The organism is Citrobacter freundii complex sp. CFNIH4, assembly GCF_002934505.1.
Classification (GTDB): domain Bacteria; phylum Pseudomonadota; class Gammaproteobacteria; order Enterobacterales; family Enterobacteriaceae; genus Citrobacter; species Citrobacter freundii.
Genome location: NZ_CP026231.1, coordinates 3,557,430 through 3,583,788 on the forward strand (window position 1 = coordinate 3,557,430; position 26,359 = coordinate 3,583,788).

A 26,359-nucleotide genomic window follows, 5' to 3' on the forward strand; every position below is an offset into this window, starting at 1 on the left:
TTATCCGGCCTACGATTTACTCTGGTCCTTGCAAATAACAAACACAACACGCACTCCCGGAATGATGAAAAAATTTCTCGCGCTTGCCGTTATTGCGCCGTTGCTCATCTCCTGTTCCAGTTCGACCAAAAAAGGCGATTCCTATAACGAAGCCTGGGTCAAGGATACCAACGGTTTTGATATTCTGATGGGGCAATTTGCCCATAACATTGAGAATTTGTGGGGATTTAAGGAAGTGCTGATTGCGGGTCCAAAGGACTACGTAAAGTATACCGATCAGTATCAAACCCGCAGCCATATCAACTTTGATGACGGTACGATAACCGTCGAGACCATTGCCGGGACAGATCCCGCCGGACACCTGCGTCGGGCGATTATCAAGACATTGCTGATGGGCGATGATCCGGGTTCTATCGATCTCTATTCCGATGTCGACGACATTAAGATTTCCAAAGAGCCGTTCCTGTACGGGCAGGTGGTCGATAATACCGGCCAGCCCATTCGTTGGGAGGGGCGTGCCACCAATTTCGCTGACTATCTGCTGAAAACACGCCTGAAAAGCCGCAGCAATGGTATTCGCATCATCTATAGCGTGACGATCAACCTGGTACCGAACCACCTTGATAAGCGCGCGCATAAATACGTCGGCATGGTGCGTCAGGCTTCGCGTAAGTATGGCGTCGATGAGTCGCTGATTCTGGCCATCATGCAAACCGAATCCTCATTTAACCCATATGCGGTCAGCCATGCCGATGCGCTGGGACTGATGCAGGTGGTACAGCACAGCGCCGGGAAAGATGTGTTTCGCTCGCAAGGGCGCTCCGGCACACCGAGCCGTAGCTTCCTGTTTGACCCGGCCAGCAACATTGATACCGGTACCGCCTATCTGGCTATGCTCAACAATGTCTATTTAGGCGGCATTGATAATCCAACGTCCCGTCGCTACGCGGTGATCACGGCATATAACGGCGGTGCGGGCAGCGTGCTGCGCGTTTTCTCGAACGATAAAATCCAGGCCGCGAATATTATCAACAGCATGACCCCGGGGGACGTTTATCAAACGCTGACTACCCGACATCCGTCGGCTGAATCACGCCGATACCTTTACAAGGTCAATTCCGCACAAAAATCATATCGACGCCGCTAATATATCCCCTCTTCTGCCCCGGTAAACGGGGCCCGGAAGAGGGTAAAGTGTTAACTCCATCACTCTTTTGCTTTGCAATCAGAAATTGTTTGCAAATATTTGTCACAGGTAACAAAAAAAGAGTGTCCCTCGTTGATAGAATCACATCATCAAGCCCCGGCAAATGTGCCTTTTAAAACATTCATCCGCATTACGGTGTGAGGAAATTAACATGAATCTTAAGCTGCAGCTGAAAGTGCTCTCGTTTCTGCAGTTCTGCTTATGGGGTAGTTGGCTCACTACCCTCGGCTCCTATATGTTTGTCACCCTAAAATTCGATGGTGCATCCATTGGCGCAGTGTATAGCTCGCTGGGGATCGCCGCCGTGTTTATGCCTACGCTGTTAGGGATCGTGGCCGACAAATGGATCAGTGCGAAATGGGTGTACGCCATTTGTCACCTGGTCGGTGCAGCAACGCTGTTCGCCGCAGCCGAAGTCACCACCCCAGGCGCGATGTTCTTTGTGATCTTGCTTAACTCTTTGGCCTATATGCCAACGCTGGGGTTAATCAACACCATTTCTTACTATCGCCTGCAGTCAGCCGGGATGGATATCGTAACGGACTTCCCGCCAATCCGTATCTGGGGCACTATCGGCTTTATCATGGCGATGTGGGGCGTGAGCTTCTCCGGCTTCGAGCTGAGTCATATGCAGCTGTATATCGGTGCAACGCTGTCCGTTGTTTTGGCGCTGTTCACGCTGACGCTGCCGCATATTCCGGTGGCTAACCAGCAGAAAAACCAGAGCTGGTCGTCCATGCTGGGCCTGGATGCTTTCGCGCTGTTTAAAAACAAGCGCATGGCGATTTTCTTCATCTTCTCAATGATGCTGGGCGCGGAACTACAGATTACCAATATGTTCGGTAATACCTTCCTGCACAGCTTCGATAACAACCCACTGTTCTCCGGTAGCTTCATCGTTGAACACGCCTCGGTGATGATGTCGATCTCGCAGATTTCCGAGACGCTGTTTATCCTGACCATCCCGTTCTTCTTGAGCCGTTACGGTATTAAGAATGTAATGCTTATCAGTATTGTGGCGTGGATGCTGCGTTTCGGCCTGTTTGCCTACGGCGATCCGACACCGTTCGGTACCGTGCTGCTGGTTCTGTCGATGATTGTTTACGGCTGCGCCTTCGACTTCTTCAACATCTCTGGCTCGGTATTCGTGGAGAAAGAAGTTCGCCCTGAAATCCGCGCTAGCGCACAGGGTATGTTCCTGATGATGACCAACGGCTTCGGTTGTATTCTGGGCGGACTGGTGAGCGGTAAAGTAGTTGAACACTATACGCTGAACGGTATTACCGACTGGCAGACCGTGTGGCTGATCTTCGCAGGTTACTCGCTGGTTCTGGCTTTTGCCTTCGTTGCGCTGTTTAAATACAAACACGTACGCGTTCCGGCAGGCACCCAAACTATCGCGCACTAACATTTACGCAGAGAAAAGCGGGTTGCCAAAAGGTAACCCGTTTTTTTTTGCGCTTACTTCACAACATATCCATACAGACGCTTAATACCGTCTGCATCCGTTTCACTGTAAACACCTTGCAGCTCCGGCGAGAAGCCCGGCAGCAGGTTAACACCCTCTTCCAGCGCCAGGAAATAACGTTGCACCGCCCCGCCCCAGATTTCGCCCGGTACCACGCACAGAACGCCTGGAGGATAAGGCAGCGCACCTTCTGCCGCAACGCGACCTGCGGCATCACAAATACGCACCAGTTCGACATCACCACGGATAAAGGCGCTGTTGGCATCCTGCGGGTTCATCGCCACGGCAGGCAAACTCTCCTGTCGGAACATCGCTTTTTGCAGATCCTTCACATCAAAGCTGACGTATAAATCGTGCATCTCCTGACACAGTTCACGCAGCGTGTAATCCCGATAGCGTACCGGATACTTGTTGAAGATGGTGGGCAGCACATCTGCCAGCGGCGTATCGTCCTCAATATGCTGCTCAAACTGCGCCAGCATCGCCACCAGTTGCGCCAGTTTCTCGGTGCTTTCTGCCGGGGTCAGCAGGAACAGAATCGAGTTAAGGTCGCATTTCTCCGGAACAATGCCGTTTTCACGCAGGTAATGCGCCAGAATCGTCGCCGGAATACCAAACTCAGTATATTGCCCGGTTTGCGCATCAATGCCCGGAGTAGTTAACAACAGCTTGCAGGGATCAACGAAGTACTGGTCGCGCGCGTAGCCGGAAAAACCATGCCATTTAGCACCCGGTTCAAAGCTAAAGAAGCGGCGCTCGCTGGCAATCACCTGCGTCGGATAGCTTTCCCACGGCTTACCATCAACTACCGGAGGAATAAACGGCTGAATCATCTTACAGTGGGTAAGAATCGCTTTACGGGCCTCAATGCCCAGCGCTACACACTCCGCCCATAGCCGACGCCCGCTCTCGCCTTCATGGATTTTGGCGTTAACATCCAGCGCCGCAAACAGCGGGTAAAACGGACTAGTGGAAGCATGCAGCATAAATGCATTGTTCAGACGTTTATGCGGACAGAACCGCGCCTGACCGCGAATATGGTTATCCTTTTTGTGGATCTGCGAGGTTTGCGAGAATCCGGCCTGCTGTTTGTGTACCGACTGGGTGACAAAGATCCCCGGATCGTCAGCATTGAGCTCCAGTAGCAGCGGTGACCCATCGGCCATCATCGGAATAAATTGCTCGTAGCCAACCCAGGCAGAATCAAACAGGATGTAATCGCACAGGCTACCGATCTTGTCGATCACCTGCCGGGCGTTGTAGATCGTACCGTCATAGGTACCAAGCTGAATGATTGCAAGACGGAACGGGCGCGGCTGGTCAGCCTTGTGCGGCGCAACGTCACGCAGTTGCTGGCGCAGATACGCCTCATCAAAGCAGTGCTCGTCAATACCGCCAATAAAGCCAAACGGATTACGCGCCGCTTCCAGATAAACCGGCGTCGCGCCTGCCTGGATCAGCGCACCGTGGTGGTTGGACTTATGGTTGTTGCGGTCAAACAGCACCAGATCGCCGCGCGTCAGCAGCGCGTTGGTGACCACTTTATTCGCCGCAGAGGTTCCGTTCAGCACAAAGTAGGTTTTATCCGCGTGAAAAACTTTCGCGGCAAATTTCTGCGCATGTTTCGCTGATCCCTCATGAATCAGCAGATCGCCCAGCTTAACGTCAGCGTTACACATATCCGCGCGGAACAGGTTCTCGCCAAAGAACTCATAGAAATGTCGGCCCGCCGGATGCTTCTTAAAAAACTCACCGTGCTGGTGCCCCGGGCAGGCAAACGTGCTGTTCCCCATTTCGACATACTGGGTAAGCGTGTCATAGAACGGCGGCAGCAAATCTTCCTCATACTGACAGGCAGCAGACTCCAGCTCCAGCCAGTCCTGAGCCTGACCGCAAATCACCGCGTTAACGCCCGCAGGTACATCGACATCAGACTCTGCGAACAAAAACACCGGTATATGAAAACCAGTGCGTTTCAGCAAAGCCAGGATCCCACTGCGGCTGTCCGCAACGGTAATGACGACTGCCGCGACGTCAGTAAAATCGGTGCTGTCCAGCGCAACCACCTGGCGATGGCTGGAAAGACGAGAAGCCAGTTCACCACTGGCGGCAATTTTCATTGATTTCATAAGCGCAATAACCCGTTTCGGGAAAATCAAAAGTCCCGGGCAAAGCCGCATTGCTTTGCCCACGAAATGACGGGTCAAACTGGTTACCAGCCCCGACCGCCAGACATCAGTAAAAGCAGATAGCCTCTGATCTTACTGTTATCCTGCAGTGAGCGTACGCTGCCCTCACCGCATGGTGAGAGCGTGAAGATAAGTCGCAGGAAGGGGCGAACGTCGCGCAAAAAGGCGATGTTGAAGGCGATGTAGGGGGAGTAATGTCATCCCAGGCAGCCCCATTCAGACAGGAGAAAATTCGCGCAATCATGGCACCTTTCACCTACTGGCGCAAGATAAAATCCTGTGCTTAAACCTCACAGATAAACAAGCATTTCGTCTGACAATAGCGGCATAATAATGCAATCTGAAACATAATTTCACCCAAACAGTTGCCTTTAACATCAAGACGATAATGGGTATGCAGGAGCAAACGTGGTAATCGGACCCTTTATTAATGCCAGCGCCATTTTATTAGGCGGTGTTCTCGGCGCGCTGCTCAGTCAGCACTTACCCGAACGTATTCGGATCTCAATGACCTCAATATTCGGGTTGTGCTCGTTGGGAATTGGTATCTTGTTGGTTATCAAATGCGTTAACTTGCCGGTGATGGTTCTGGCGACACTGATCGGTGCATTAATTGGCGAATTCTGCCATCTGGAAAAAGGAATCAATGCCGCGGTTGCCAAAGCGCAACAGCTTTTCACCAAATCGGATGCCAATGCAACACACGAATCCTTTATCCAAAGCTATGTGGCGATCATCGTGTTGTTTTGCGCCAGCGGGACCGGGATATTCGGGGCGATCCATGAAGGGATGACCGGCGATCCTAATATTTTAATCGCCAAGTCATTTCTCGATTTCTTCACCGCTATTATCTTCGCCTGCTCGCTAGGGATCGCCGTGTCTGCCATTTTCATACCGATGCTGGCAATTCAGTTGACGCTTGCCACCTGTGCGGCTCTGATTTTACCGCTGACAACCCCAGCCATGATGGCCGATTTCAGCGCTGTAGGCGGACTGTTGCTACTTGCAACCGGTTTGCGGATTTGTGGCATTAAAATGTTTGCGGTGGTGAATATGCTTCCTGCCCTTCTACTGGCAATGCCGCTTTCCGCAGCGTGGACGGCTTTTTTTGCCTGAGAATGCGTGCAATAGCAACAATGTGGTGATAGATTGTGCAGTCTGCATTGATTTGAAGAAATTTCGTTGACGAAACGAAGTGAATCGGGTTTAATGCGCCTCGTTGCCCGGATAGCTCAGTCGGTAGAGCAGGGGATTGAAAATCCCCGTGTCCTTGGTTCGATTCCGAGTCCGGGCACCAAATTCATATCAACGGACCTCCACGGAGGTCCGTTTTTGCATTCTAAGCCCGCCAAAACCAACATTCCTACAATCCCTTAACTCCACCCAACTCAATCAACTTCAACCCGCATCAAGTCCCTTGCGAGGGTACAACTGAGGGTATAGTCTGATTCGATAAAATTTATACCCCTTTTTACTATCAGGAGATACCGCCAATGGCGCTCACTGACGCTAAAATCCGTGCCGCTAAACCGGATGAAAAACCTTATAAACTTGCCGACAGCGGCAACATGTTCTTGCTCGTTCACCCTAACAGCTCTCGCTACTGGCGGCTCCGCTATCGGTTTCTGGGCAAAGAGAAAACGCTCGCTCTGGGGGTCTATCCTGAAGTCTCGTTATCAGAAGCAAGGGAAAAACGCGATACGGCGAGAAAGCTGATAGCTGAGGGAACTGACCCATGCGAACAGAAAAGGATCAAAAAGTCGGTACCCGAAACAGCTCAGACATTTGAAGGCATCGCAAGACAGTGGCATAAGAGCAACAAAAAATGGTCAGCCTCACACAATGAGAGGATACTGAAAAGCCTCGAAACTCATGTTTTCCCCTTTATTGGTTCACGTGACATTACCACCCTCAGGACTCCCGATTTACTTGTTCCCGTTAAAGCAGCCGAAGCAAAGGAGATATATGAAATCGCAGCGCGCCTTCAGCAGCGTATCACTGCAATCATGCGTTATGCTGCCCAGTCAGGCATTATCACCTATAACCCTGCCTTGGATATGGCTGGCGCGTTAACCACAGTGAAACGCCAGCACCGCCCTGCCCTCGCCTTAAATCGCATTTCAGAGCTTCTTGAACGACTGGATGCCTACAGAGGACAACCTCTCACCCGGCAGGCAACTAAACTCACCCTGCTTATCTTCATCCGTTCCAGCGAACTACGCTTTGCCAGGTGGTCTGAGATCGACTTCAAGAAAGCCATGTGGACCATTCCTCCTGAGCGGAAACCTATTGAAGGGGTCAAGTATTCCCATCGTGGCTCAAAAATGCGAACAGAGCATCTTGTGCCACTATCTACTCAGGCGGTGAATATACTGAAGCAGATCCACACTATCAGCGGAGAACATGAACTGATTTTCACCGGCGATCACAATCCATGGAAACCCATGAGTGAGAACACTGTAAATAACGCACTGCGTCTGATGGGCTATGATACAAAGGTCGATGTCTGTGGTCACGGCTTCCGGGCAATGGCCTGTAGTTCGTTGATTGAGTCAGGTCTTTGGTCCAGAGATGCGGTCGAACGTCAGATGAGCCATATGGAACGTAACACAGTGCGGGCTGCGTATATCCATAAAGCGGAACATCTGGATGAGCGAAAGCTGATGTTGCAGTGGTGGGCTGATTTTCTGGATGCTAACAGGGAACAGAGTGTCAGCCCTTTTGACTATGCAAAAATTAATAATCCTTTGAGAAGGTGACAGAACTCCATACACACACATGCTCTTCCCTCACAGGGGAAGAGCACTCATTGATAAAATACTGGCGTACAACCCCGAAGATAATCAGGGAGCACGCTGATTGATAGGACCGGAATTGTTACGCTCATGGCGACCATGAGGGGCAGTCCATGTACTGATGGTGCATGTAGTTGAATTTTCACCTTACTGGTATGAACTTAGTCTTCTGTATTTTCTGAATGGAGAATACATTAAAGGTGCGATAGCTTTTCGCCACGGTTTTACCACAAAATCGGTAATGACTCCAACTTATTGATAGTGTTTTATGTTCAGATAATGCCCGATGACTTTGTCATGCAGCTCCACCGATTTTGAGAACGACAGCGACTTCCGTCCCAGCCGTGCCAGGTGCTGCCTCAGATTCAGGTTATGCCGCTCAATTCGCTGCGTATATCGCTTGCTGATTACGTGCAGCTTTCCCTTCAGGCGGGATTCATACAGCGGCCAGCCATCCGTCATCCATATCACCACGTCAAAGGGTGACAGCAGGCTCATAAGACGCCCCAGCGTCGCCATAGTGCGTTCACCGAATACGTGCGCAACAACCGTCTTCCGGAGCCTGTCATACGCGTAAAACAGCCAGCGCTGGCGCGATTTAGCCCCGACGTATCCCCACTGTTCGTCCATTTCCGCGCAGACGATGACGTCACTGCCCGGCTGTATGCGCGAGGTTACCGACTGCGGCCTGAGTTTTTTAAATGGCGGAAAATCGTGTTGAGGCCAACGCCCATAATGCGGGCGGTTGCCCGGCATCCAACGCCATTCATGGCCATATCAATGATTTTCTGGTGCGTACCGGGTTGAGAAGCGGTGTAAGTGAACTGCAGTTGCCATGTTTTACGGCAGTGAGAGCAGAGATAGCGCTGATGTCCGGCGGTGCTTTTGCCGTTACGCACCACCCCGTCAGTAGCTGAACAGGAGGGACAGCTGATAGAAACAGAAGCCACTGGAGCACCTCAAAAACACCATCATACACTAAATCAGTAAGTTGGCAGCATCACCGACAAACTCATCGCTTTTATGGTTGTCTAAAGCCAAATAAACATTGTTATCCTCAACATCTTTCATTTTATTTCTCTTCCAGAGAATAAAAAATAGGGTCGCTGGTTTCACGCGTAATTAAATTAAGCCAAATTTTGTTGCCCTGTTCATTTATGATGGCTGTTTTTTGAGTCAAAATTTTACTTAATTCTTGTGCGTTAATATCGCCTTCTGCTTGTAGTGAATTGAGCAGGCGAGAGAATGACTCAATTTTTGCTGCACGAAACAGACGCTCTTTTAAATGACGGTCGCACTCTTCAAATAGCATATTTCGTGACTGACCGGTAGCCGTTGAGCTAATCAAAATATCGGATTCGTAATCGCTTAATGTTCTCTTTCCCTGAGTCAAATTTTCACTATTATCTACGGGATTGGTATTGGTAGCGGGGCTGGATAAGTGAAAGTGCGAGGGAACAAGATGCTCGGGAAGCATGTTGAAATATCCTTTGATGCCAATGATATGTTGTTTTAAATAAACCAGGCCGCGTTGACAATAGCATGGCGTAATTTTAAAATCAAAAAAAATGGAGCCAGTATATGAACAGTATATTTTATTCTGTTATTACCCTGCTATTGCTGACCTGCGGGGTACTTTTGTTAATGCGCAGTGCAAATAAAAACCGACATGCCGAAAATGGGCACTCTGAAAACCAGCCGGAAATGCTGAGTAAAGAAGAAGGCGAGGACCATTTCTCGGTATTGATGAATTCGATTACGCCGGTCTGGTATTGGCGCGTTAATCACGAATATATCGATTTTATCCACTCCACGATCAAGCGGATGACAATGGTGGAGTTGAATGAGACACCTGGATTATTTGATGCGCAGCGGCGTTGTAGCGATCTCAACTCTGCGGTGTATAAATATTACGACAATATTAAAAAGCGCTGTTTGAGCGGTGAGAAGGTCCCGCATGCCGACCTGGACGTGCTCAACCTGCGTCAGTGTTTCAGGGAGTTCAGTCTGGAGGCTTATCCCGCGCTTGTCGCGCTGGTGTGGCCGGAGTATCAACGCCCGGAGATCAAAGCGGAAGAGGTGTGAAGGGGACTGTTTGGCCCGTATTACGTGCCGGGGAGGCTAACGCTGTCACCCGGCACGATGTTACATACGGCTATTTGTCAGATGAGGCCTGCCACAGGTTCAGCTTACCGTCCGCGACGTGCTTATCGATCTGCGCCAGTTCTTCGGTGCTGAACGTCAGGTTCGCCAACGCCTGAACGTTTTCCTCCAGTTGCTCCGGTCGACTGGCGCCAATTAATACCGAAGTCACCCGGTTGTCTTTTAGCAGCCAGCTTAAGGCCATTTGTGCCATCGACTGTCCACGCTGTTGCGCCATCTCATTGAGCAACCGCAGGCTGTTAAGATTTTCTTCCGTCAGCATATTTTCCGTCAGCCCACGAACTTTTTTCCCTTCACGCTGCATGCGTGAACCTTCCGGAATGCCGTTGAGGTATTTCCCCGTCAGCAGTCCCTGAGCCAGTGGCGTAAAGGCGATGCAGCCCATGCCATTGGATTCCAGCGTATCCAGCAGGCCGCTGCTGTCTACCCAGCGGTTAAGCAGGTTGTAAGACGGTTGGTGGATCAGCAGGGGAATTTTCCATTCCCGCATCAGCTCGGCCATTTTCTGCGTACGCTCTGGCGAATAGGATGAGATGCCGACATACAGCGCTTTGCCGCTCTGTACGGCGTGGGCCAGGGCTGAGGCGGTCTCTTCCATTGGCGTATTTTCGTCGACGCGGTGCGAGTAGAAGATATCGACATAGTCGAGGCCCATGCGTTTCAGGCTCTGATCGAGGCTGGCGAGCAGGTATTTGCGCGAACCGCCAGAACCGTATGGCCCTGGCCACATGTCATAGCCTGCCTTGGTGGAGATAATCAGTTCATCGCGATAGTGTGCAAAATCCTCGCGCAGTAATCGGCCAAAATTCTCTTCTGCGCTGCCTGGTGGCGGCCCATAGTTATTGGCTAAATCAAAATGCGTGATGCCTAAATCAAATGCTTTACGCAACAGGGCTCGCTGTGAATCCAGCGCCTGAACGTGCCCAAAACTGTGCCATAAACCCAGCGATAGAGCGGGTAAGCGCAAACCGCTGCGCCCACAGTAGCGATAGAGCATCTGTTCGTAACGTTCAGGATTGGCAAACCAGGCCATGAGATCTCCTTAGTGCAGGTGAATTTCGAAACAACGTTTCTATTCTAGCGGGTTCACGGTGAATATCCCGTTCACCAGGTCACACTGAGATGAAAAACTGGGCAAAAACAGGTCACTGTGCTTTGCTTAAAAAAACATCAATCAGGAGTGCGACGATGCCGCGTTTGACTGCCAAAGATTTTCCGCAAGAACTGCTCGACTACTATGACTATTACGCTCATGGCAAAATAACGAAACGCGAGTTTCTCAATATGGCAGCGAAATATGCAGTGGGTGGCATGACGGCATTGGCCTTATTCAATTTATTGAAACCCAACTACGCTCTCGCAATGCAGGTAGAATTTACCGATCCCGATATTCTGGCGGAATATATTACCTATCCCTCGCCTGAAGGACATGGTGATGTGCGGGGGTATTTGGTTAAACCAACGAAGGTGACGCGGAAAGTTCCGGCGGTGGTGGTAGTGCATGAGAATCGTGGGCTGAATCCGTATATTGAAGATGTGGCGCGACGGGTGGCGAAGGCGGGCTTTATGGCACTCGCGCCTGATGGGTTAAGTTCGGTAGGGGGATACCCAGGCAATGATGATAAAGGTCGGGAATTGCAGCAGCAGGTTGACCCCGTAAAGTTAATGAACGACTTTTTTGCCGCCATTGAATTTATGCAGCATTATTCAGGGACGACGGGAAAGGTAGGTATCACCGGATTTTGCTATGGTGGTGGTGTGTCGAATGCCGCAGCTGTGGCTTTCCCTGAACTGGCCTGCGCGGTGCCTTTTTATGGGCGTCAGGTTCCTGCATCAGATGTCCCTAAAATAAGCGCGCCTTTATTACTGCACTATGCGCAATTAGATACCCGAATTAATGAGGGATGGCCTGCATATGAAGCGGCGCTAAAGGCGAATAAGAAAGTCTATGAAGCATATATCTACCCCGGTGTTAATCATGGCTTTCACAATGATTCTACCCCTCGTTATGATAAAGCTACCGCTGAATTAGCCTGGGAACGTACCCTTGCGTGGTTTGATAAATATTTGCGATAGAAAACAATAGATTATTTAATGCTTTTAATTAATTACCTGAATAATAATGCTACCTAATTTCATTAGCATTCATATTGATATAGGGTGGAGAGATAGTGGATGTACTTAAGAAAGTAAAAAAATAAAGAACGCATTATATCTTCTCTACTGCCTGCCGATAACAAGGATAAGTATCGCCTGATGGCGAATTCCTCATCAACGGCAAGGAAATTATTATGCGTTTGCTGAAAAACTTCACTATTCGTATTGTCATGTTGGCAATACTGGGACTTTTCTGCCTGCTCTGGTCGGGCGTGGGTTTATTCAGTCTTCATTCGTTATCAAAAATATCTGAAGGCAATGATATTGACCGCCATCTTGTCCATCAGATGACGGTTCTCAGTCAGGGTAACGATCAGTACTTTCGCTTCGTAACGCGCTTAAGTCGCGCCATGGATGTCAAAATGAGCGGCGGAACGCCTGATTTTGCGCCGGCGCAGCAGTCCCTGGAGAATATGAGTAAAAAACTCCAGGAGATGAAAACATTGTCTCCAGGCCCCATGGATCCGGAAGTTGCCGCGGCGGTACTGACGAAGTGGCAGGCGCTGCTGGACAATGGCGTGATCCCGCAAATGCAGTTGGCAAAGCAGGGCACGCTCACGGCCTTTGCGGAACATGCCAGTACCGTTACGCCAGCGTTGAGCCGTGAATTTGGCGCCAGTGCCGAGCGTTTTAACGCCACGGCAGGAGAGCGGCTTGATACCACCCGCGTGATGGTCGATGGCAAAACGTCTATCATCCGAACGTTAATTATTACTGCTGTTATCCTCGGTATTGCCCTACTGTTCTTTACCGACCGTTACCTCGTCGCCATGATGGTGAAACCTCTGGGACGCATCCGTCAGCAGTTCCAGCAGATTGCGCAGGGCGATCTCAGCCATCCCATTGAAGATTTTGGTCGTAACTGTGTGGGTCAACTGGTGCCGTTACTGTGCGCGATGCAGGACAGCCTGCGCGAAGCCGTCAGTACCATCCGTTCAGGTAGTGACAACATCTGGCGAGGGGCGACGGAAATTTCCACCGGTAATAACGATCTCTCCTCACGTACTGAAGAGCAGGCCGCGGCGCTGGAAGAGACCGCTGCCAGCATGGAGCAACTGACCGCAACGGTAAAACTGAACGCTGAAAATGCGCGTGAAGCCAGCCAGCTTGCCGATACGGCCACAGAAACGGCAGGTAAAGGGAGCACGCTGGTTTCAGAAGTGGTTGAGACGATGGATGGTATTGCCGCCAGCTCTAAACAGATCGCGGAAATCACGTCAGTTATTAATAGTATTGCTTTCCAGACCAATATTCTGGCGCTGAACGCCGCAGTTGAAGCTGCCAGGGCAGGCGAGCAGGGGCGCGGTTTTGCCGTCGTTGCCGGTGAAGTACGCAACCTTGCCAGTCGCAGCGCCGGAGCGGCGAAAGAGATTGAGACGCTAATTGGCGAGTCATCGCGTCGTGTCGACCAGGGGGCTCGTCTGGTTAAAGAAACGGGATTAACCATGGAGGCAATTCTGCGCGGTGCCACCGAAGTGACGGTCATCATGAAGCAAATTGCCTCAGCCTCGGAAGAACAGAATAAGGGCATCTCGCAGGTGAGCGTGGCGATCACGCAGATGGACAGCGTAACGCAACAGAACGCTGCATTGGTAGAGCAAGTCTCCGCCGCTGCCGTGGCGTTGGAAAGACAAACAGAGGAACTGCAACGCTCGGTGCAACAGTTCCGCCTCTCAGCGAATGATGTGCAATACGCCGCTGCTAATACTGCTTCCCCTTCAGCAGACAACAAAACGTCTGCGGCAGCTAAAACGGATGAATGGGTGTCCTTTTAAGCTGGCATAAAAAGTTCGTGATACCTCTGGTCTTTGCTCAAAAAATCGCTATATAATTTATTATATGGCGATTGGAGGTTATGCATGGACAACCATTTTGGAAAAGGCCTGATGGCCGGATTAAACGCCTCAAGTGCGGACAGCGCACGCTCAGTGGCGAATTTTTGTGCGGATTATAAGCGTGGTTTTGTGTTGGGATTTTCACATCGCATGTTTGAAAAAACGGGCGATCGACAGCTTAGCGCGTGGGAAGCGGGCATCCTCACGCGTCGCTATGGACTGGATAAAGAGATGGTTATGGATTTCTTTAGAGAGAATCAATCCAGTACAACAATTCGTTTTTTCATGGCTGGCTATCGACTCGAAGCTTGATCCGAAAGGGGTATTATCTTGCTTTAATTAATTACACTATTGACCTACGCCTTCGTTTTGTTGCTCCGTCGAAGTATTATAATGCACATAACCATATAAAAAGTGTGGTAATGGCGCGCCGATCGCAATATGCAACATGCGAATGGTGCAAAATAAAAGCCAGGTCTTCGCAACGGAATAACTATAAAATGACTGGAGATAACTCTCTCATCAATTCGAGCGGCATTAATCGCCGTGATTTCATGAAGCTTTGTGCAGCACTGGCCGCTACCATGGGGCTCAGTAGCAAAGCCGCCGCAGAAATGGCCGAATCAGTTTCTCGTCCTCAGCGCCCACCGGTTATCTGGATTGGTGCCCAGGAGTGTACGGGTTGTACTGAATCGCTGCTTCGCGCGACACACCCTACAGTGGAAAACCTCGTTCTGGAGACAATCTCTCTGGAATACCATGAGGTGCTCTCTGCCGCCTTCGGCCATCAGGTTGAAGAGAACAAACATAACGCTCTGGAGAAGTACAAAGGGCAATATGTTCTGGTAGTAGATGGATCTATCCCACTGAAAGATAATGGTATTTACTGCATGGTTGCCGGTGAGCCGATCGTGGATCACATCCGCCGGGCCGCAGAGGGCGCAGCCGCTATCATTGCCATCGGCTCTTGCGCCGCGTGGGGTGGTGTTGCTGCCGCTGGCGTTAACCCAACGGGTGCCGTCGGCCTGCAAGAAGTTCTGCCAGGCAAAACCATCATCAACATCCCCGGCTGTCCGCCGAACCCGCATAACTTCCTCGCAACGGTCGCCCATATCATCACTTACGGTAAGCCGCCGAAGCTGGATACCAAAAACCGTCCGACATTCGCCTATGGCCGTTTGATTCACGAGCACTGCGAACGTCGCCCGCACTTCGATGCTGGTCGTTTTGCGAAAGAGTTTGGCGATGAAGGCCACCGTGAAGGTTGGTGCCTCTACCATCTGGGCTGTAAAGGGCCAGAAACCTACGGCAACTGTTCAACGCTGCAATTCTGCGACGTTGGCGGCGTGTGGCCGGTGGCTATTGGTCACCCTTGCTACGGCTGCAACGAAGAAGGCGTCGGTTTCCATAAAGGTATTCACCAGCTTGCTCATGTGGAAAACCAAACGCCGCGTTCCGAGAAGCCTGACGTCAATATGAAAGAAGGCGGTAATGTATCTGCCGGAGCGATTGGACTGCTGGGTGGCGTAGTAGGACTGGTTGCCGGCGTCAGCGTGATGGCGGTACGTGAACTGGGGCGTCAGCAAAAGAAAGATAACGCTGACTCACGGGGAGAATAACCGTGAACAGACGTAACTTTATTAAAGCAGCCTCCAGCGGGGCATTGCTGTTGGGCGCAGCGCCGTCCATCAGTCATGCGGCTGCAGAAAACCGTCCGCCGATCCCGGGTTCTCTTGGGATGCTCTATGACTCGACGCTGTGCGTAGGCTGCCAGGCCTGTGTCACCAAGTGTCAGGATATCAACTTCCCGGCCCGTAACCCGGAAGGCGAGCAAACCTGGTCGAACAACGACAAACTGTCTCCGTATACCAATAACATCATCCAGGTGTGGCGTAGCGGAACAGGCGTGAACAAAGACCAGGAAGAAAATGGCTACGCATACATCAAGAAACAGTGCATGCACTGTGTTGATCCGAACTGCGTTTCCGTTTGCCCGGTCTCCGCGCTGAAGAAAGATCCGAAAACCGGCATCGTCCATTATGACAAAGACGTCTGCACGGGCTGTCGTTACTGCATGGTCGCCTGCCCGTACAACGTGCCTAAGTACGACTACAACAACCCGTTTGGTGCGCTTCACAAATGTGAACTGTGTAACCAGAAAGGCGTTGAGCGTCTGGACAAAGGCGGTTTGCCGGGTTGTGTTGAAGTGTGCCCAGCCGGTGCGGTGATTTTTGGTACCCGTGAAGAGCTGATGGCTGAGGCGAAAAAACGTCTCGCGCTGAAGCCTGGCAGCGAATACCACTATCCGCGTCAAACGGTGAAAGCAGGCGATACCTATCTGCATACGGTACCGAAGTACTACCCACACCTGTACGGTGAGAAAGAAGGTGGTGGTACGCAGGTTATGGTGCTGACGGGTGTTCCTTACGAGGATTTGGATCTGCCGAAGCTGGATGATCTTTCAACTGGTGCGCGTTCCGAACATGTTCAACATTCCCTGTACAAGGGCATGATATTACCCCTGGCTGCGCTGGCGGGCTTAACCGTGCTGGTTCGTCGTAACACGAAAAACGACCATCACGATGGAGGAGACGATCATGAGTCATGATCCTAAACCGCTGGGCGGAAAAATAATCAGCAAACCGGTCATTATTTTTGGGCCGCTTATCGTCCTGTGTATGCTCCTGATCGTGAAACGTCTGGTCTTCGGATTGGGCTCAGTCTCCGATCTGAACGGCGGTTTCCCATGGGGTGTATGGATCGCGTTTGACCTGTTGATTGGTACTGGCTTTGCGTGCGGCGGTTGGGCGCTGGCGTGGGCGGTGTATGTTTTCAACAGAGGACAATACCATCCGCTGGTACGTCCGGCGCTGTTGGCGAGCCTGTTTGGCTACTCGCTGGGTGGTCTGTCAATCACCATCGACGTCGGTCGTTACTGGAACCTGCCGTATTTCTACATTCCGGGTCACTTCAACGTGAATTCGGTACTGTTCGAAACGGCGGTCTGTATGACCATCTATATCGGCATCATGGCGCTGGAATTTGCTCCGGCTCTGTTTGAACGTCTGGGGTGGAAAGTTTCTCTCAAGCGTTTGAATAAAGTGATGTTCTTTGTTATTGCCCTCGGCGCGCTGCTGCCAACCATGCACCAGTCTTCAATGGGTTCATTGATGATTTCTGCGGGTTATAAGGTGCATCCGCTTTGGCAAGCTTATGAAATGTTGCCGCTTTTCTCGGTATTAACCGCCTTTATTATGGGCTTCTCGATCGTCATCTTTGAAGGCTCACTGGTACAAGCGGGTCTGAAAGGTAACGGTCCGGACGAGAAAAGTTTGTTCATCAAGCTGACGAACACCATCAGCGTGCTGCTGGCGATTTTCGTGGTTCTGCGCTTTGGCGAACTGATCTATCGCGACAAGCTGTCGTATGCGTTTGCAGGCGATTTCTACTCAGCCATGTTCTGGCTTGAGGTCGTGCTGATGGTCTTCCCGCTGGTGGTGCTGCGCGTCACTAAGCTGCGTAATGACTCGCGCATGCTGTATCTGTCTGCGCTGAGCGCATTGCTGGGTTGTGCAACATGGCGTCTGTCCTATTCGCTGGTGGCGTTCAATCCTGGTGGTGGCTACCACTACTTCCCGACCTGGGAAGAACTGTTGATTTCTATTGGTTTTGTGGCTATTGAGATCTGTGCATACATCGTACTCATTCGTCTACTGCCGATACTTCCTCCTTTAAAACAAAACGATCAAAATCGTCATGAGGCGAGCAAAGCATGAGCCAGAGAATTACTATTGATCCGGTAACCCGTATTGAGGGTCATTTACGCATCGACTGCGAAATCGAAAATGGCGTGGTATCTAAAGCATGGGCTTCCGGTACCATGTGGCGCGGCATGGAAGAGATCGTGAAAAACCGCGATCCGCGCGATGCCTGGATGATTGTGCAGCGTATCTGTGGCGTTTGTACGACCACTCACGCTATCTCTTCCGTTCGTGCAGCAGAAAGTGCGCTGAATATTGATGTTCCGGTGAACGCACAGTATATCCGTAACATCATTCTGGCCGCGCACACCACGCATGACCATATTGTTCACTTCTATCAGCTGTCTGCGCTGGACTGGGTGGATATCACCTCTGCCCTGAAAGCTGACCCAGCGAAAGCATCTGCCATGTTGAACGGCGTGTCCTCCTGGCACCTGAACAGCGCAGAAGAGTTCACCAAGGTTCAGAACAAGATCAAAGATCTTGTTGCCAGCGGTCAGTTAGGCATTTTTGCTAACGGTTGCTGGGGGCACCCGGCAATGCAGCTGCCGCCGGAAGTGAACCTGATTGCGGTCGCTCACTATCTGCAGGCGCTGGAATGCCAGCGTGATGCCAACCGCGTTGTGGCGCTGTTGGGTGGTAAAACGCCGCACATCCAGAACCTGGCGGTAGGTGGGGTTGCTAACCCGATTAACCTCGACGGTCTTGGTGTGCTGAACCTTGAACGCCTGATGTACATCAAGTCTTTCATTGATAAGCTGAGCGACTTCGTTGAGCAGGTTTACAAGGTTGATACCGCGGTCATTGCTGCATTCTACCCTGAATGGCTGGAACGTGGTCAGGGCGCGGTTAACTACCTGAGCGCGCCGGAATTCCCGACTGACGGTAAAAACGGCAGCTTCCTGTTCCCGGGTGGTTACATTACTAATGAAGATCTGTCGACCTATCGTCCGATCACCTCTCACTCCGATGAGTACCTGATCAAAGGGATTCAGGAGAGCGCGAAACACGCGTGGTACAAAGACGAAGCGCCGCAGGCTCCGTGGGAAGGTACAACGGTTCCTGATTACACCGGTTGGTCAGATGACGGCAAGTACTCCTGGGTTAAAGCACCGACCTTCTACGGTAAAACGGTTGAAGTGGGTCCGCTGGCCAACATGCTGTGTAAACTGGCGGCCAAACGCGAGTCTACTCATGCCAAGCTGAATGAAATCATCGCGATTTACACCAAGCTGACCGGTAAAACTATCGAAGTGTCTCAGCTGCACTCTACGCTGGGTCGTATTATTGGCCGTACCGTTCACTGCTGTGAACTGCAGAATGTTCTGCAGGATCAGTACAACGCGCTGATCGTGAACATCGGTAAAGGCGACCATACCACCTTCGTGAAACCGGATATTCCGGCAACGGGCGAATTCAAAGGTGTTGGTTTCCTCGAAGCGCCGCGCGGTATGCTGTCTCACTGGATGGTGATTAAAGATGGCATTATCAGCAACTACCAGGCGGTTGTACCGTCAACCTGGAACTCTGGCCCACGTAACTTTAATGATGAAGTGGGACCGTATGAGCGCTCGCTGGTAGGAACGCCGATTGCCGATCCAAACAAACCGCTGGAAGTGGTTCGTACCATTCACTCCTTCGATCCTTGTATGTCATGTGCGGTGCATGTGGTGGACGTTGACGGGAACGAAGTGGTCTCAGTTAAGGTTCTGTAATGCGGATATTAGTCTTAGGGGTCGGCAATATTTTGCTGACCGACGAAGCCATCGGAGTACGTATCGTTGAGGCATTAGAGCAACGGTACATCCTGCCAGACTTTGTTGATGTTCTGGACGGCGGTACGGCTGGGATGGAGCTTCTCGGCGATATGGCGAACAGAGATCATCTGATCATTGCTGACGCCATTGTGTCGAAGAAAAACACGCCAGGAACGATGATGGTCCTGCGGGATGAAGAGATCCCGGCGCTGTTTACCAACAAAATCTCACCGCACCAGCTTGGCCTGGCCGACGTTTTGTCGGCCCTGCGTTTCACCGGCGAGTTTCCGAAAAAGCTGACGTTAGTCGGCATTATTCCGGAATCACTGGAGCCGCATATCGGGCTAACGCCAACGGTCGAAGCGATGATTGAACCTGCACTTGAGCAGGTTCTTGCTGCGCTTCGCGAATCAGGTGTTGAAGCGATCCCTCGGGAGGCGGCTCATGTCTGAGGAGTTTGTCGGTTTTCAGACGGCCCCGAAGATGCAGATTCAGGCAGCGTTTGAAGAGGTTGCCCGGCGTTCGATGCACGATCTCTCTTTCTTGCATCCGAATATGCCGGTATATGTCTCTGATTTTACGCTGTTTGAAGGGCAGTGGACGGGGTGTGTTATCACACCCTGGATGCTCAGCGCACTGATTTTCCCTGGACCAGACCAGGTCTGGCCGGTACGTAAAGTCAGCGAAAAAATCGGGCTGCGTCTGCCGTATGGCGAGATGACCTTTACCGTTGGTGAACTGGAGGGCGTATCACAATACCTTTCCTGTTCACTGATGTCGCCGCTTTCGCACAGCATGTCTGCGCAAGAAGGAGTGCGCCTGACTGACGATTGTGCGCGAATGCTGTTATCGCTGCCGGTGAGCGATCCAAATGCGCCGCAGCTCAATCGCCGCGCGCTGCTGCTGGGTCGTCGGAACTGCGAAAATGCATGAGCTGTCCCTTTGTCAGAGCGCGGTTGAGATTGTTCAACAGCAGGCAGAGCAGCACGGTGTCAAACGTGTAACCGGCGTTTGGCTGGAAATCGGGGCGCTCTCCTGCGTTGAAGAGAGCGCCGTGCGTTTCAGTTTCGACATCGTCTGTCAGGGGACGCTGGCGCAAGGGTGTGAGCTGCATATTGATTACAAGCCAGCCCAGGCATGGTGCTGGGATTGCAGTCAGGTTGTGGAAATCACCCAGCATGATGCGCAGTGTCCACATTGTCAGGGGGATCGTCTGCGAGTTGATGCGGGCGATTCACTGAAAGTGAAAAGTATTGAAGTCGAATAACCCATAGGTTGCTATGGGGCGGAGTCAGATATGTGTATTGGAGTCCCTGGTCAGGTTCTGGCCGTTGGTGAAGATATTCACCAGCTTGCGCAGGTTGAAGTGTGCGGCATCAAACGTGATGTCAATATTGCCCTGATTTGTGAAGGTGATACGGCTGAGCTGGTCGGGCAATGGGTGCTGGTGCACGTAGGGTTCGCCATGAGCATCATTGATGAAGATGAAGCTAAAGCCACGTTAGACGCACTTCGCCGTATGGAGTACGACGTCACCAGCGCGTGATTTTGTGCCGGATGGCGGCGCAAATGCCTTATCCGACCTACGGCATGACATCTTTGTAGGCCTGATAAGACGCCCCGGCGTCGCCATCAGGCATTTTAAGCCTGGCGCTTATCTTCGGTATTGGTATCGAAGTCGCTGGCGTCATGGCGTTCATGAAGCTGCTCGTTCAGCGGTCCGTTGGTACGGTTCACAATACGACCACGCTTAACCGCCGGACGCGCCGCAATCTCTTTTGCCCAGCGCTGCACGTGCTTGTAGCTTCCTGCATCAAGGAACTCTGCCGCGTCGTACACGTTACCCAGAACCACATTGCCAAACCACGGCCAGACTGCCATATCGGCAATGGTGTATTCATCTCCGGCGACAAACTGATGCTGCGCTAACTGTTTATCCAACACGTCAAGTAAGCGCTTGGCTTCCATGGTGAAGCGATTAATCGCGTATTCAATTTTAACCGGCGCATAATTATAGAAGTGACCAAAGCCACCGCCAAGGAACGGAGCAGCACCCTGTAACCAGAACAACCAGTTTAGCGTTTCAGTACGTTTTGCCAAATCCTGCGGCAAGAAATAACCATATTTTTCCGCCAGATAGAGTAGGATTGCGCCAGATTCAAATACGCGAACCGGTGGGTTTTGCGAGTGGTCACGCAGTGCCGGGATCTTCGAGTTCGGATTCACCTCAACAAAGCCGCTGGAAAACTGATCTCCATCGCCGATGCGGATAATCCAGGCATCGTATTCCGCGCCCTTCACGCCCTGCGCCAGCAACTCCTCCAGCATAATCGTCACTTTCTGCCCGTTTGGCGTACCCAGCGAATAGAGCTGCAGGGGATGCTTGCCAACCGGCAGCGTTTTCTCGTGTGTAGCGCCGGAAACAGGGCGGTTGATATTGGCGAATGCGCCGCCGTTCGATTTTTCCCACGTCCAGACTTTCGCGGGCTGATAGGTATTGTCTGACATAGTGACCTGCCTTCTGAGTGGTTGTTTGATGCAGTGTAGCAGCCAGGTAGAACTGAATTTAACAGATTGGGACTTTATGCCGTTTTGTGCTGAAAGGGGAAGATAAATCTAACCCGTTCATTGTACCTGGCCCGTACTCCATGAAGAGGAAATCATTGTTGCACGGAAATTGCTACCGTATTCACCATCAAAAATTGGCGGTGAATAAGCAGTAATAATGAAAAAGGGTGTTCCAGGAGTAAGCGGTTATCAGGGCCCGGCGGGTGGGTGGGGCGCGGTAAAAGCCGTCACTGCTTCGCTGTTTTCGCAAAAGGCTGTCGCCCGCGACATTATCGCGATGTTTAAAATGAACCAGGTGAAAGGGTTCGACTGTCCGGGCTGTGCATGGCCGGACCCTGGCCATCGGGCACCGATGGAGCTGTGCGAAAATGGCGTTAAGGCGGTTTCCTGGGAGACAACCAACAAGAAAGCGTCACCGGAATTTTTCAGCCGTCATCCGGTTTCTACACTCTGGCATTACAGCGATTATGAACTGGAAAATATCGGTCGTTTGACGCATCCAATGAAATACGATGCCTCAACAGACACCTGGCAGGCGGTGGATTGGGATATCGCCTTCCAGGAAATCGGGGAGCGTCTGCGCAGTTATGATTCAGCCCAGCAGGTTGAGTTTTACACCTCCGGCAGAACGTCAAATGAGGCAGCGTTCCTGTATCAGCTGTTTGCCCGCGAATATGGCAGCAGCAACTTCCCTGATTGCTCAAACATGTGCCACGGACCGACCAGCGCAGGGCTAACGCCGGCCATTGGCCTTGGAAAAGGAACCGTTGAACTTGAGGACTTTGACCACTGCGATCTGGTGATTTGTATCGGGCATAACCCTGGCACTAACCATCCGCGCATGCTGACCACCTTACGCGACGTTGCCAAACGCGGGGCTAAAATTATCTCCATTAATCCGCTGAACGAAAGGGGGCTTGAGCGCTTTAGCTTCCCGCAAAGCGCGAAAGAGATGTTCACTGGTCAGGCGACGGCGCTGAGCAACGACTACTACCAGGTAAAAATGGGCGGTGACGCTTCGCTGCTCAAAGGCATCATGAAAGCGCTAATCGAAATGGACGAAGCGCGGATCTTATTGGATCAGCAGCCGACGCTTGATCATGCGTTTATCGAAGAGCATACCGCTGGATATGCCGCGTTGTATGATGACTTACGCCAGCGTAGCTGGGCGGAGCTGGAACAGGACTCGGGTCTGACGCGCAGTCAGATGGAAGATCTGGCGCACAGTTACAGTAAATCCCGCGCCACGATTGTTTGTTACGGCCTGGGCATCACCCAGCATAAAAACGGCACTGAGAACGTCCAGCAACTGGTAAACCTGCTGCTGCTGAAAGGCAATATAGGTAAGCCTGGGGCGGGGATCAGCCCGTTGCGCGGTCATTCTAATGTGCAGGGCGATCGTTCTGTGGGAATCAACGAAGCGGCGTCCGAAGATTTCCTGCAACGCCTTGAGACGTATTTTTCTATCCGTGTTCCGCGCAAACATGGTCGTTCCAGCGTGGAGAGTATTCGGGCCATCGAGCGGGGCGATGCAAAAGCACTCATCTGCATGGGTGGCAATCTGGCGGTGGCGATGCCCCAGCCGCAGCGTACCTTTGCGGCGATGAAAAATCTGGATCTGCAGGTCCATGTGGCGACCAAACTGAACAGATCACACCTGCTGCTGGCAAAACACAACTATTTGCTCCCCGCGTTGGGTAGAACCGAGCGCGATCTGCAAGCTACGGGCATTCAGTCTGTGACCGTCGAAGACTCAATGTCGATGGTCCACGCGTCCTGTGGCGCGCTGAAGCCGGCTTCCCGCTGGCTAAAATCCGAGCCCGCGATTGTGGCGGGCATGGCGCGCGCAACGCTGCCGCTTTCGCCGGTAAACTGGGAAGCGTTGACCGGGGACTACGCGCTGATCCGTAATGCCATTGAAGCCGTGATCCCGGCGTTCCACGACTACAACGCACGTATTGCCGAGCCGGGCGGATTTCGTATGGATATGCCTGCTTCGCGCCGTGAATGGCGAACGGAGAATGGCAAAGCCAATTTTATCGTCAGCCATCAGCGGGCGGTAGAGCGGGAAAATCAGCCTGCCGATACGCTGATACTGGCGACGCTCCGCAGCCACGATCAGTACAACACCACGATTTATGGTATGAACGATCGCTATCGTGGCATTACCGGTCGTCGGGATGTGGTGTTTTTAAGCGCCGAAGAAGCGATGAGCCGCGGTCTGAGCCAGGGTGATGTGGTCAACGTTCAGGCGCTGGACGACAACGGTCAGCCCTGCGCGGATCGCATCATGTACGGCTTAACGGTGGTGATTTACAACATGGCGGCGGGCTCAATTGGCGCGTATCTGCCTGAAGCGAATGTCCTGCTCTCGTTGGAGGCGGTGGATACACAAAGTTTGACTCCGGCCTATAAAAGCGTGCCGGTAATCCTTACCCAGGTGTAGTTCCTGTTGTGAATTTTTCGCCTCTGAGCGCCAGTCGCTGCGTTGAGGTGTATGATGATGTTGACCTCTGTCCGGTTAGTGTCGCAGAGCAGGCAATCAGAGCGAAAAATTCACGCCAACCTGCTCAGGCTGTATTGTTTTGAGGTAAGGTGCATGAGCAAAGGAACGACCAGTCAGGATGCCCCATTCGGGACATTATTGGGCTACGCCCCAGGTGGCGTAGCAATCTACTCTTCAGATTACAGCTCCCTCGACCCACGGGACTACGACGATGATGCGGCATTTCGCAGCTATATCGACGACGAATACATGGGCCACAAATGGCAGTGCGTAGAGTTCGCACGCCGCTTTCTCTTCCTTAACTATGGCGTGGTCTTCACCGATGTAGGCATGGCCTGGGAGATCTTCTCCTTACGCTTCCTACGTGAAGTGGTGAATGACAATATCCTGCCGTTACAGGCATTTCCCAATGGTTCACCCCGCGCACCGGTAGCAGGCGCGTTGCTTATCTGGCAAAAAGGCGGCGAATTTAAAGATACCGGGCATGTGGCGGTCGTTACCCAGTTGCTGGAAAACAAAATCCGTATTGCCGAACAGAACGTGCTCCATACGCCGCTGCCTCCCGGACAGCAGTGGACCCGCGAGCTGGAGATGGTGGTTGAAAACGGTTGCTACACCCTGCGGGATACCTTTGACGACACCACCATCCTTGGCTGGATGATCCAGACCGAGGATACTCGTTACAGCCTGCCGCAGCCGGAGATCGCCAGTGACTCGCTGAAAATTGGCGGCGCGCGACTGGAAGATAACGGGCAGTTTGACGGTAAATGGCTGGATGAACAGGATCCGCTGCAAAAAGCCTACGTGCTGGCGAATGGGCATGTGATTAATCAGGATCCGCATCAGTACTTCACTATTACCGAGAGTGCCGAGCAGGAGCTGATCAAAGCCACCAACGAGCTGCACCTGATGTACTTGCACGCGACCGACAAGGTGCTGAAAGACGATAACTTGCTGGCGCTTTTCGATATTCCGAAAATCCTCTGGCCGCGCCTGCGCCTTTCCTGGCAGCGTCGCCGGCATCATATGATCACGGGTCGTATGGATTTCTGTATGGATGAACGCGGACTGAAGGTGTATGAGTACAACGCCGATTCCGCCTCGTGCCATACCGAAGCTGGCTTGATTCTCGAAAGATGGGCTGAGCGGGGCTACACAGGGCAGGGACACAATCCGGCTGAAGGGTTGATCAACGAACTGGCGGGTGCCTGGAAGCACAGCCGCGCACGTCCGTTTGTCCACATCATGCAGGATAAGGATATCGAAGAAAACTATCACGCGCAGTTTATGCAGCAGGCGCTGCGTCAGGCCGGGTTTGACAGCAAAATTCTGCGTGGCCTCGATGAGCTACGTTGGGATGATGCTGGTCAACTGATTGACGGTGACGGTCGCCTGGTGAACTGTGTCTGGAAAACCTGGGCGTGGGAAACCGCGATTGAGCAGGTGCGAGAGGTCAGCGAAACAGAGTACGCCGCGGTACCAATTCGTACCGGGCATACGAATCAGGAAGTGCGTTTAATCGACGTGTTGCTGCGCCCGGAAGTGCTGGTCTTCGAACCTCTGTGGACGGTGATCCCAGGCAACAAAGCGATATTGCCAATCCTCTGGCAGCTATTCCCGCACCACCGCTATCTGCTTGATACCGATTTCACTGTTAATGAAGAGCTGGCACAAACCGGTTATGCGGTGAAACCCATTGCAGGACGTTGTGGCAGCAACATCGATCTGGTGAGCCATCAGGAAGAGCTACTGGATAAAACCAGCGGTAAGTTTGCCGAGCAGAAGAACATTTATCAGCAGCTTTGGTGTCTGCCAAACATTGCCGGTAAATATATTCAGGTTTGTACCTTCACCGTAGGCGGTAACTACGGCGGTACCTGCCTGCGCGGCGATGAATCACTGGTGATTAAAAAAGAGAGCGATATCGAACCGCTGATTGTGGTGAAGGAATAA

Annotated in this window: 23 protein-coding genes, 1 tRNA gene and 2 pseudogenes; 20 read left to right on the top strand and 6 right to left on the bottom strand. The window is 51.9% G+C overall.

All coding sequences use genetic code 11. The annotated features are described in order from the left end of the window. The first annotated feature begins 61 nt into the window (after positions 1 to 61). Together mltC and C2U41_RS18245 are read left to right on the top strand one after the other, a co-directional pair. On the top strand, positions 62 to 1,147 hold the full coding sequence (gene mltC, locus C2U41_RS18240; RefSeq protein WP_049001609.1) for a membrane-bound lytic murein transglycosylase MltC: 1,086 nt from the start codon (positions 62 to 64) through the stop codon (positions 1,145 to 1,147). Positions 1,148 to 1,358: 211 nt separating this feature from the next. Beyond that, entirely contained in the window at positions 1,359 to 2,615 is a 1,257-nt protein-coding gene (locus C2U41_RS18245) for a nucleoside permease (RefSeq protein ID WP_003027130.1), read from the top strand. A 53-nt stretch (positions 2,616 to 2,668) separates the two neighbouring features. Here the strand turns inward: C2U41_RS18245 and C2U41_RS18250 are convergent, their stop codons facing one another. Continuing rightward, positions 2,669 to 4,804: an ornithine decarboxylase gene (locus C2U41_RS18250; protein WP_103848975.1), complete on the bottom strand. Its 2,136-nt coding sequence runs from the start codon at positions 4,802 to 4,804 to the stop codon at positions 2,669 to 2,671. Positions 4,805 to 5,272: 468 nt separating this feature from the next. Here C2U41_RS18250 and C2U41_RS18255 point away from each other — a divergent pair, with 468 nt between their 5' ends. From C2U41_RS18255 to C2U41_RS29785, 4 genes and pseudogenes are all read left to right on the top strand, one after another. Beyond that, positions 5,273 to 5,980, top strand: a complete 708-nt coding sequence (locus tag C2U41_RS18255; protein ID WP_003838201.1) for a DUF554 domain-containing protein — start codon at positions 5,273 to 5,275, stop codon at positions 5,978 to 5,980. Positions 5,981 to 6,085: 105 nt separating this feature from the next. Then, a tRNA-Phe gene (locus C2U41_RS18260) sits at positions 6,086 to 6,161 on the top strand. A 196-nt stretch (positions 6,162 to 6,357) separates the two neighbouring features. After that, positions 6,358 to 7,623: a tyrosine-type recombinase/integrase gene (locus C2U41_RS18265; protein ID WP_103848976.1), complete on the top strand. Its 1,266-nt coding sequence runs from the start codon at positions 6,358 to 6,360 to the stop codon at positions 7,621 to 7,623. Positions 7,624 to 7,669: 46 nt separating this feature from the next. Continuing rightward, positions 7,670 to 7,897 (top strand): annotated as a pseudogene (locus C2U41_RS29785) (tetratricopeptide repeat protein); the annotation flags it as partial. A gap of 14 nt (positions 7,898 to 7,911) precedes the next feature. Here the strand turns inward: C2U41_RS29785 and C2U41_RS18270 are convergent. The 3 genes and pseudogenes from C2U41_RS18270 to C2U41_RS18285 form a co-directional block, all read right to left on the bottom strand. Continuing rightward, positions 7,912 to 8,609 (bottom strand): IS1-like element IS1B family transposase gene (locus tag C2U41_RS18270; protein ID WP_095033700.1). Its coding sequence is split into 2 segments (ribosomal slippage): positions 7,912 to 8,360 and positions 8,360 to 8,609, totalling 699 coding nucleotides; the frame shifts between segments, so codons are not numbered across the junction. A gap of 55 nt (positions 8,610 to 8,664) precedes the next feature. Further along, positions 8,665 to 8,730, bottom strand: a pseudogene (locus C2U41_RS18280) (cytoplasmic protein); the annotation flags it as partial. A gap of 1 nt (position 8,731) precedes the next feature. After that, complete coding sequence (locus C2U41_RS18285; protein ID WP_003024501.1) at positions 8,732 to 9,136, bottom strand: hypothetical protein; 405 nt, start codon at positions 9,134 to 9,136, stop codon at positions 8,732 to 8,734. Between the two features lie 104 nt (positions 9,137 to 9,240). Here C2U41_RS18285 and C2U41_RS18290 point away from each other — a divergent pair, with 104 nt between their 5' ends. Then, on the top strand, positions 9,241 to 9,744 hold the full coding sequence (locus C2U41_RS18290) for an ESA_00282 family adhesion-associated protein (protein WP_003024499.1): 504 nt from the start codon (positions 9,241 to 9,243) through the stop codon (positions 9,742 to 9,744). A 70-nt stretch (positions 9,745 to 9,814) separates the two neighbouring features. Here C2U41_RS18290 and C2U41_RS18295 read toward each other — a convergent pair whose 3' ends face one another. After that, positions 9,815 to 10,855, bottom strand: coding sequence for an aldo/keto reductase (locus C2U41_RS18295; protein WP_003024497.1), 1,041 nt, complete (start codon positions 10,853 to 10,855; stop codon positions 9,815 to 9,817). 155 nt (positions 10,856 to 11,010) lie between these two features. Here C2U41_RS18295 and yghX point away from each other — a divergent pair, with 155 nt between their 5' ends. The 11 genes from yghX (at position 11,011) to hybG (ending at position 20,878) form a co-directional block, all read left to right on the top strand. Next, a complete protein-coding gene (yghX, locus tag C2U41_RS18300) occupies positions 11,011 to 11,898 on the top strand; it encodes a YghX family hydrolase (RefSeq protein WP_032937394.1) in 888 nt (295 codons plus the stop codon). Between the two features lie 215 nt (positions 11,899 to 12,113). After that, entirely contained in the window at positions 12,114 to 13,754 is a 1,641-nt protein-coding gene (locus tag C2U41_RS18305) for a methyl-accepting chemotaxis protein (RefSeq protein WP_044713738.1), read from the top strand. An 84-nt stretch (positions 13,755 to 13,838) separates the two neighbouring features. Then, positions 13,839 to 14,126 (top strand): DUF2623 family protein, encoded by a 288-nt coding sequence (locus tag C2U41_RS18310; protein WP_003838189.1) that lies wholly within the window; start codon positions 13,839 to 13,841, stop codon positions 14,124 to 14,126. 188 nt (positions 14,127 to 14,314) lie between these two features. Next, entirely contained in the window at positions 14,315 to 15,433 is a 1,119-nt protein-coding gene (hybO, locus tag C2U41_RS18315; RefSeq protein WP_003024486.1) for a hydrogenase 2 small subunit, read from the top strand. Positions 15,434 to 15,435: 2 nt separating this feature from the next. Next, complete coding sequence (gene hybA / locus C2U41_RS18320; RefSeq protein ID WP_003828357.1) at positions 15,436 to 16,422, top strand: hydrogenase 2 operon protein HybA; 987 nt, start codon at positions 15,436 to 15,438, stop codon at positions 16,420 to 16,422. Continuing rightward, positions 16,412 to 17,590 carry a Ni/Fe-hydrogenase cytochrome b subunit gene (gene hybB / locus C2U41_RS18325; RefSeq protein WP_003024479.1) on the top strand — a complete coding sequence of 393 codons (1,179 nt, stop codon included), beginning with the start codon at positions 16,412 to 16,414 and terminating at the stop codon, positions 17,588 to 17,590. The genes hybA and hybB overlap by 11 nt, the downstream gene beginning before the upstream one ends. Then, positions 17,587 to 19,290 carry a hydrogenase 2 large subunit gene (gene hybC / locus C2U41_RS18330; protein ID WP_003024476.1) on the top strand — a complete coding sequence of 568 codons (1,704 nt, stop codon included), beginning with the start codon at positions 17,587 to 17,589 and terminating at the stop codon, positions 19,288 to 19,290. Before hybB ends, hybC begins: the two co-directional genes overlap by 4 nt. Then, positions 19,290 to 19,784: a HyaD/HybD family hydrogenase maturation endopeptidase gene (locus tag C2U41_RS18335; RefSeq protein WP_003024473.1), complete on the top strand. Its 495-nt coding sequence runs from the start codon at positions 19,290 to 19,292 to the stop codon at positions 19,782 to 19,784. Before hybC ends, C2U41_RS18335 begins: the two co-directional genes overlap by 1 nt. Further along, on the top strand, positions 19,777 to 20,265 hold the full coding sequence (gene hybE, locus C2U41_RS18340) for a hydrogenase-2 assembly chaperone (RefSeq protein ID WP_003024465.1): 489 nt from the start codon (positions 19,777 to 19,779) through the stop codon (positions 20,263 to 20,265). Before C2U41_RS18335 ends, hybE begins: the two co-directional genes overlap by 8 nt. Continuing rightward, positions 20,258 to 20,599, top strand: coding sequence for a hydrogenase maturation nickel metallochaperone HypA (hypA, locus tag C2U41_RS18345; protein ID WP_003024462.1), 342 nt, complete (start codon positions 20,258 to 20,260; stop codon positions 20,597 to 20,599). The genes hybE and hypA overlap by 8 nt, the downstream gene beginning before the upstream one ends. 30 nt (positions 20,600 to 20,629) lie before the next feature. Further along, entirely contained in the window at positions 20,630 to 20,878 is a 249-nt protein-coding gene (hybG, locus tag C2U41_RS18350; protein ID WP_003024459.1) for a hydrogenase maturation factor HybG, read from the top strand. Positions 20,879 to 20,973: 95 nt separating this feature from the next. On the opposite strand, the gene yghU is transcribed toward hybG, so the two are convergent. After that, positions 20,974 to 21,840 (bottom strand): glutathione-dependent disulfide-bond oxidoreductase, encoded by an 867-nt coding sequence (gene yghU / locus C2U41_RS18355; RefSeq protein ID WP_003846344.1) that lies wholly within the window; start codon positions 21,838 to 21,840, stop codon positions 20,974 to 20,976. A 217-nt stretch (positions 21,841 to 22,057) separates the two neighbouring features. Here yghU and C2U41_RS18360 point away from each other — a divergent pair, with 217 nt between their 5' ends. Further along, positions 22,058 to 24,346 carry an FdhF/YdeP family oxidoreductase gene (locus tag C2U41_RS18360; protein ID WP_103849191.1) on the top strand — a complete coding sequence of 763 codons (2,289 nt, stop codon included), beginning with the start codon at positions 22,058 to 22,060 and terminating at the stop codon, positions 24,344 to 24,346. 153 nt (positions 24,347 to 24,499) lie between these two features. Next, a complete protein-coding gene (gene gss / locus C2U41_RS18365) occupies positions 24,500 to 26,359 on the top strand; it encodes a bifunctional glutathionylspermidine amidase/synthase (protein WP_003838200.1) in 1,860 nt (619 codons plus the stop codon).

Bases quoted from the DNA above. Each gene is read 5' to 3' on its own strand.
- mltC (WP_049001609.1), top strand. From the start codon at position 62: ATGATGAAAAAATTTCTCGCGCTTGCCGTTATTGCGCCGTTGCTCATC.
- C2U41_RS18245 (WP_003027130.1), top strand. From the start codon at position 1,359: ATGAATCTTAAGCTGCAGCTGAAAGTGCTCTCGTTTCTGCAGTTCTGC.
- C2U41_RS18250 (WP_103848975.1), bottom strand. From the start codon at position 4,804: ATGAAATCAATGAAAATTGCCGCCAGTGGTGAACTGGCTTCTCGTCTT.
- C2U41_RS18265 (WP_103848976.1), top strand. From the start codon at position 6,358: ATGGCGCTCACTGACGCTAAAATCCGTGCCGCTAAACCGGATGAAAAA.
- C2U41_RS18285 (WP_003024501.1), bottom strand. From the start codon at position 9,136: ATGCTTCCCGAGCATCTTGTTCCCTCGCACTTTCACTTATCCAGCCCC.
- C2U41_RS18290 (WP_003024499.1), top strand. From the start codon at position 9,241: ATGAACAGTATATTTTATTCTGTTATTACCCTGCTATTGCTGACCTGC.
- C2U41_RS18295 (WP_003024497.1), bottom strand. From the start codon at position 10,855: ATGGCCTGGTTTGCCAATCCTGAACGTTACGAACAGATGCTCTATCGC.
- yghX (WP_032937394.1), top strand. From the start codon at position 11,011: ATGCCGCGTTTGACTGCCAAAGATTTTCCGCAAGAACTGCTCGACTAC.
- C2U41_RS18305 (WP_044713738.1), top strand. From the start codon at position 12,114: ATGCGTTTGCTGAAAAACTTCACTATTCGTATTGTCATGTTGGCAATA.
- C2U41_RS18310 (WP_003838189.1), top strand. From the start codon at position 13,839: ATGGACAACCATTTTGGAAAAGGCCTGATGGCCGGATTAAACGCCTCA.
- hybO (WP_003024486.1), top strand. From the start codon at position 14,315: ATGACTGGAGATAACTCTCTCATCAATTCGAGCGGCATTAATCGCCGT.
- hybB (WP_003024479.1), top strand. From the start codon at position 16,412: ATGAGTCATGATCCTAAACCGCTGGGCGGAAAAATAATCAGCAAACCG.
- hybC (WP_003024476.1), top strand. From the start codon at position 17,587: ATGAGCCAGAGAATTACTATTGATCCGGTAACCCGTATTGAGGGTCAT.
- C2U41_RS18335 (WP_003024473.1), top strand. From the start codon at position 19,290: ATGCGGATATTAGTCTTAGGGGTCGGCAATATTTTGCTGACCGACGAA.
- hybE (WP_003024465.1), top strand. From the start codon at position 19,777: ATGTCTGAGGAGTTTGTCGGTTTTCAGACGGCCCCGAAGATGCAGATT.
- hypA (WP_003024462.1), top strand. From the start codon at position 20,258: ATGCATGAGCTGTCCCTTTGTCAGAGCGCGGTTGAGATTGTTCAACAG.
- hybG (WP_003024459.1), top strand. From the start codon at position 20,630: ATGTGTATTGGAGTCCCTGGTCAGGTTCTGGCCGTTGGTGAAGATATT.
- yghU (WP_003846344.1), bottom strand. From the start codon at position 21,840: ATGTCAGACAATACCTATCAGCCCGCGAAAGTCTGGACGTGGGAAAAA.
- C2U41_RS18360 (WP_103849191.1), top strand. From the start codon at position 22,058: ATGAAAAAGGGTGTTCCAGGAGTAAGCGGTTATCAGGGCCCGGCGGGT.
- gss (WP_003838200.1), top strand. From the start codon at position 24,500: ATGAGCAAAGGAACGACCAGTCAGGATGCCCCATTCGGGACATTATTG.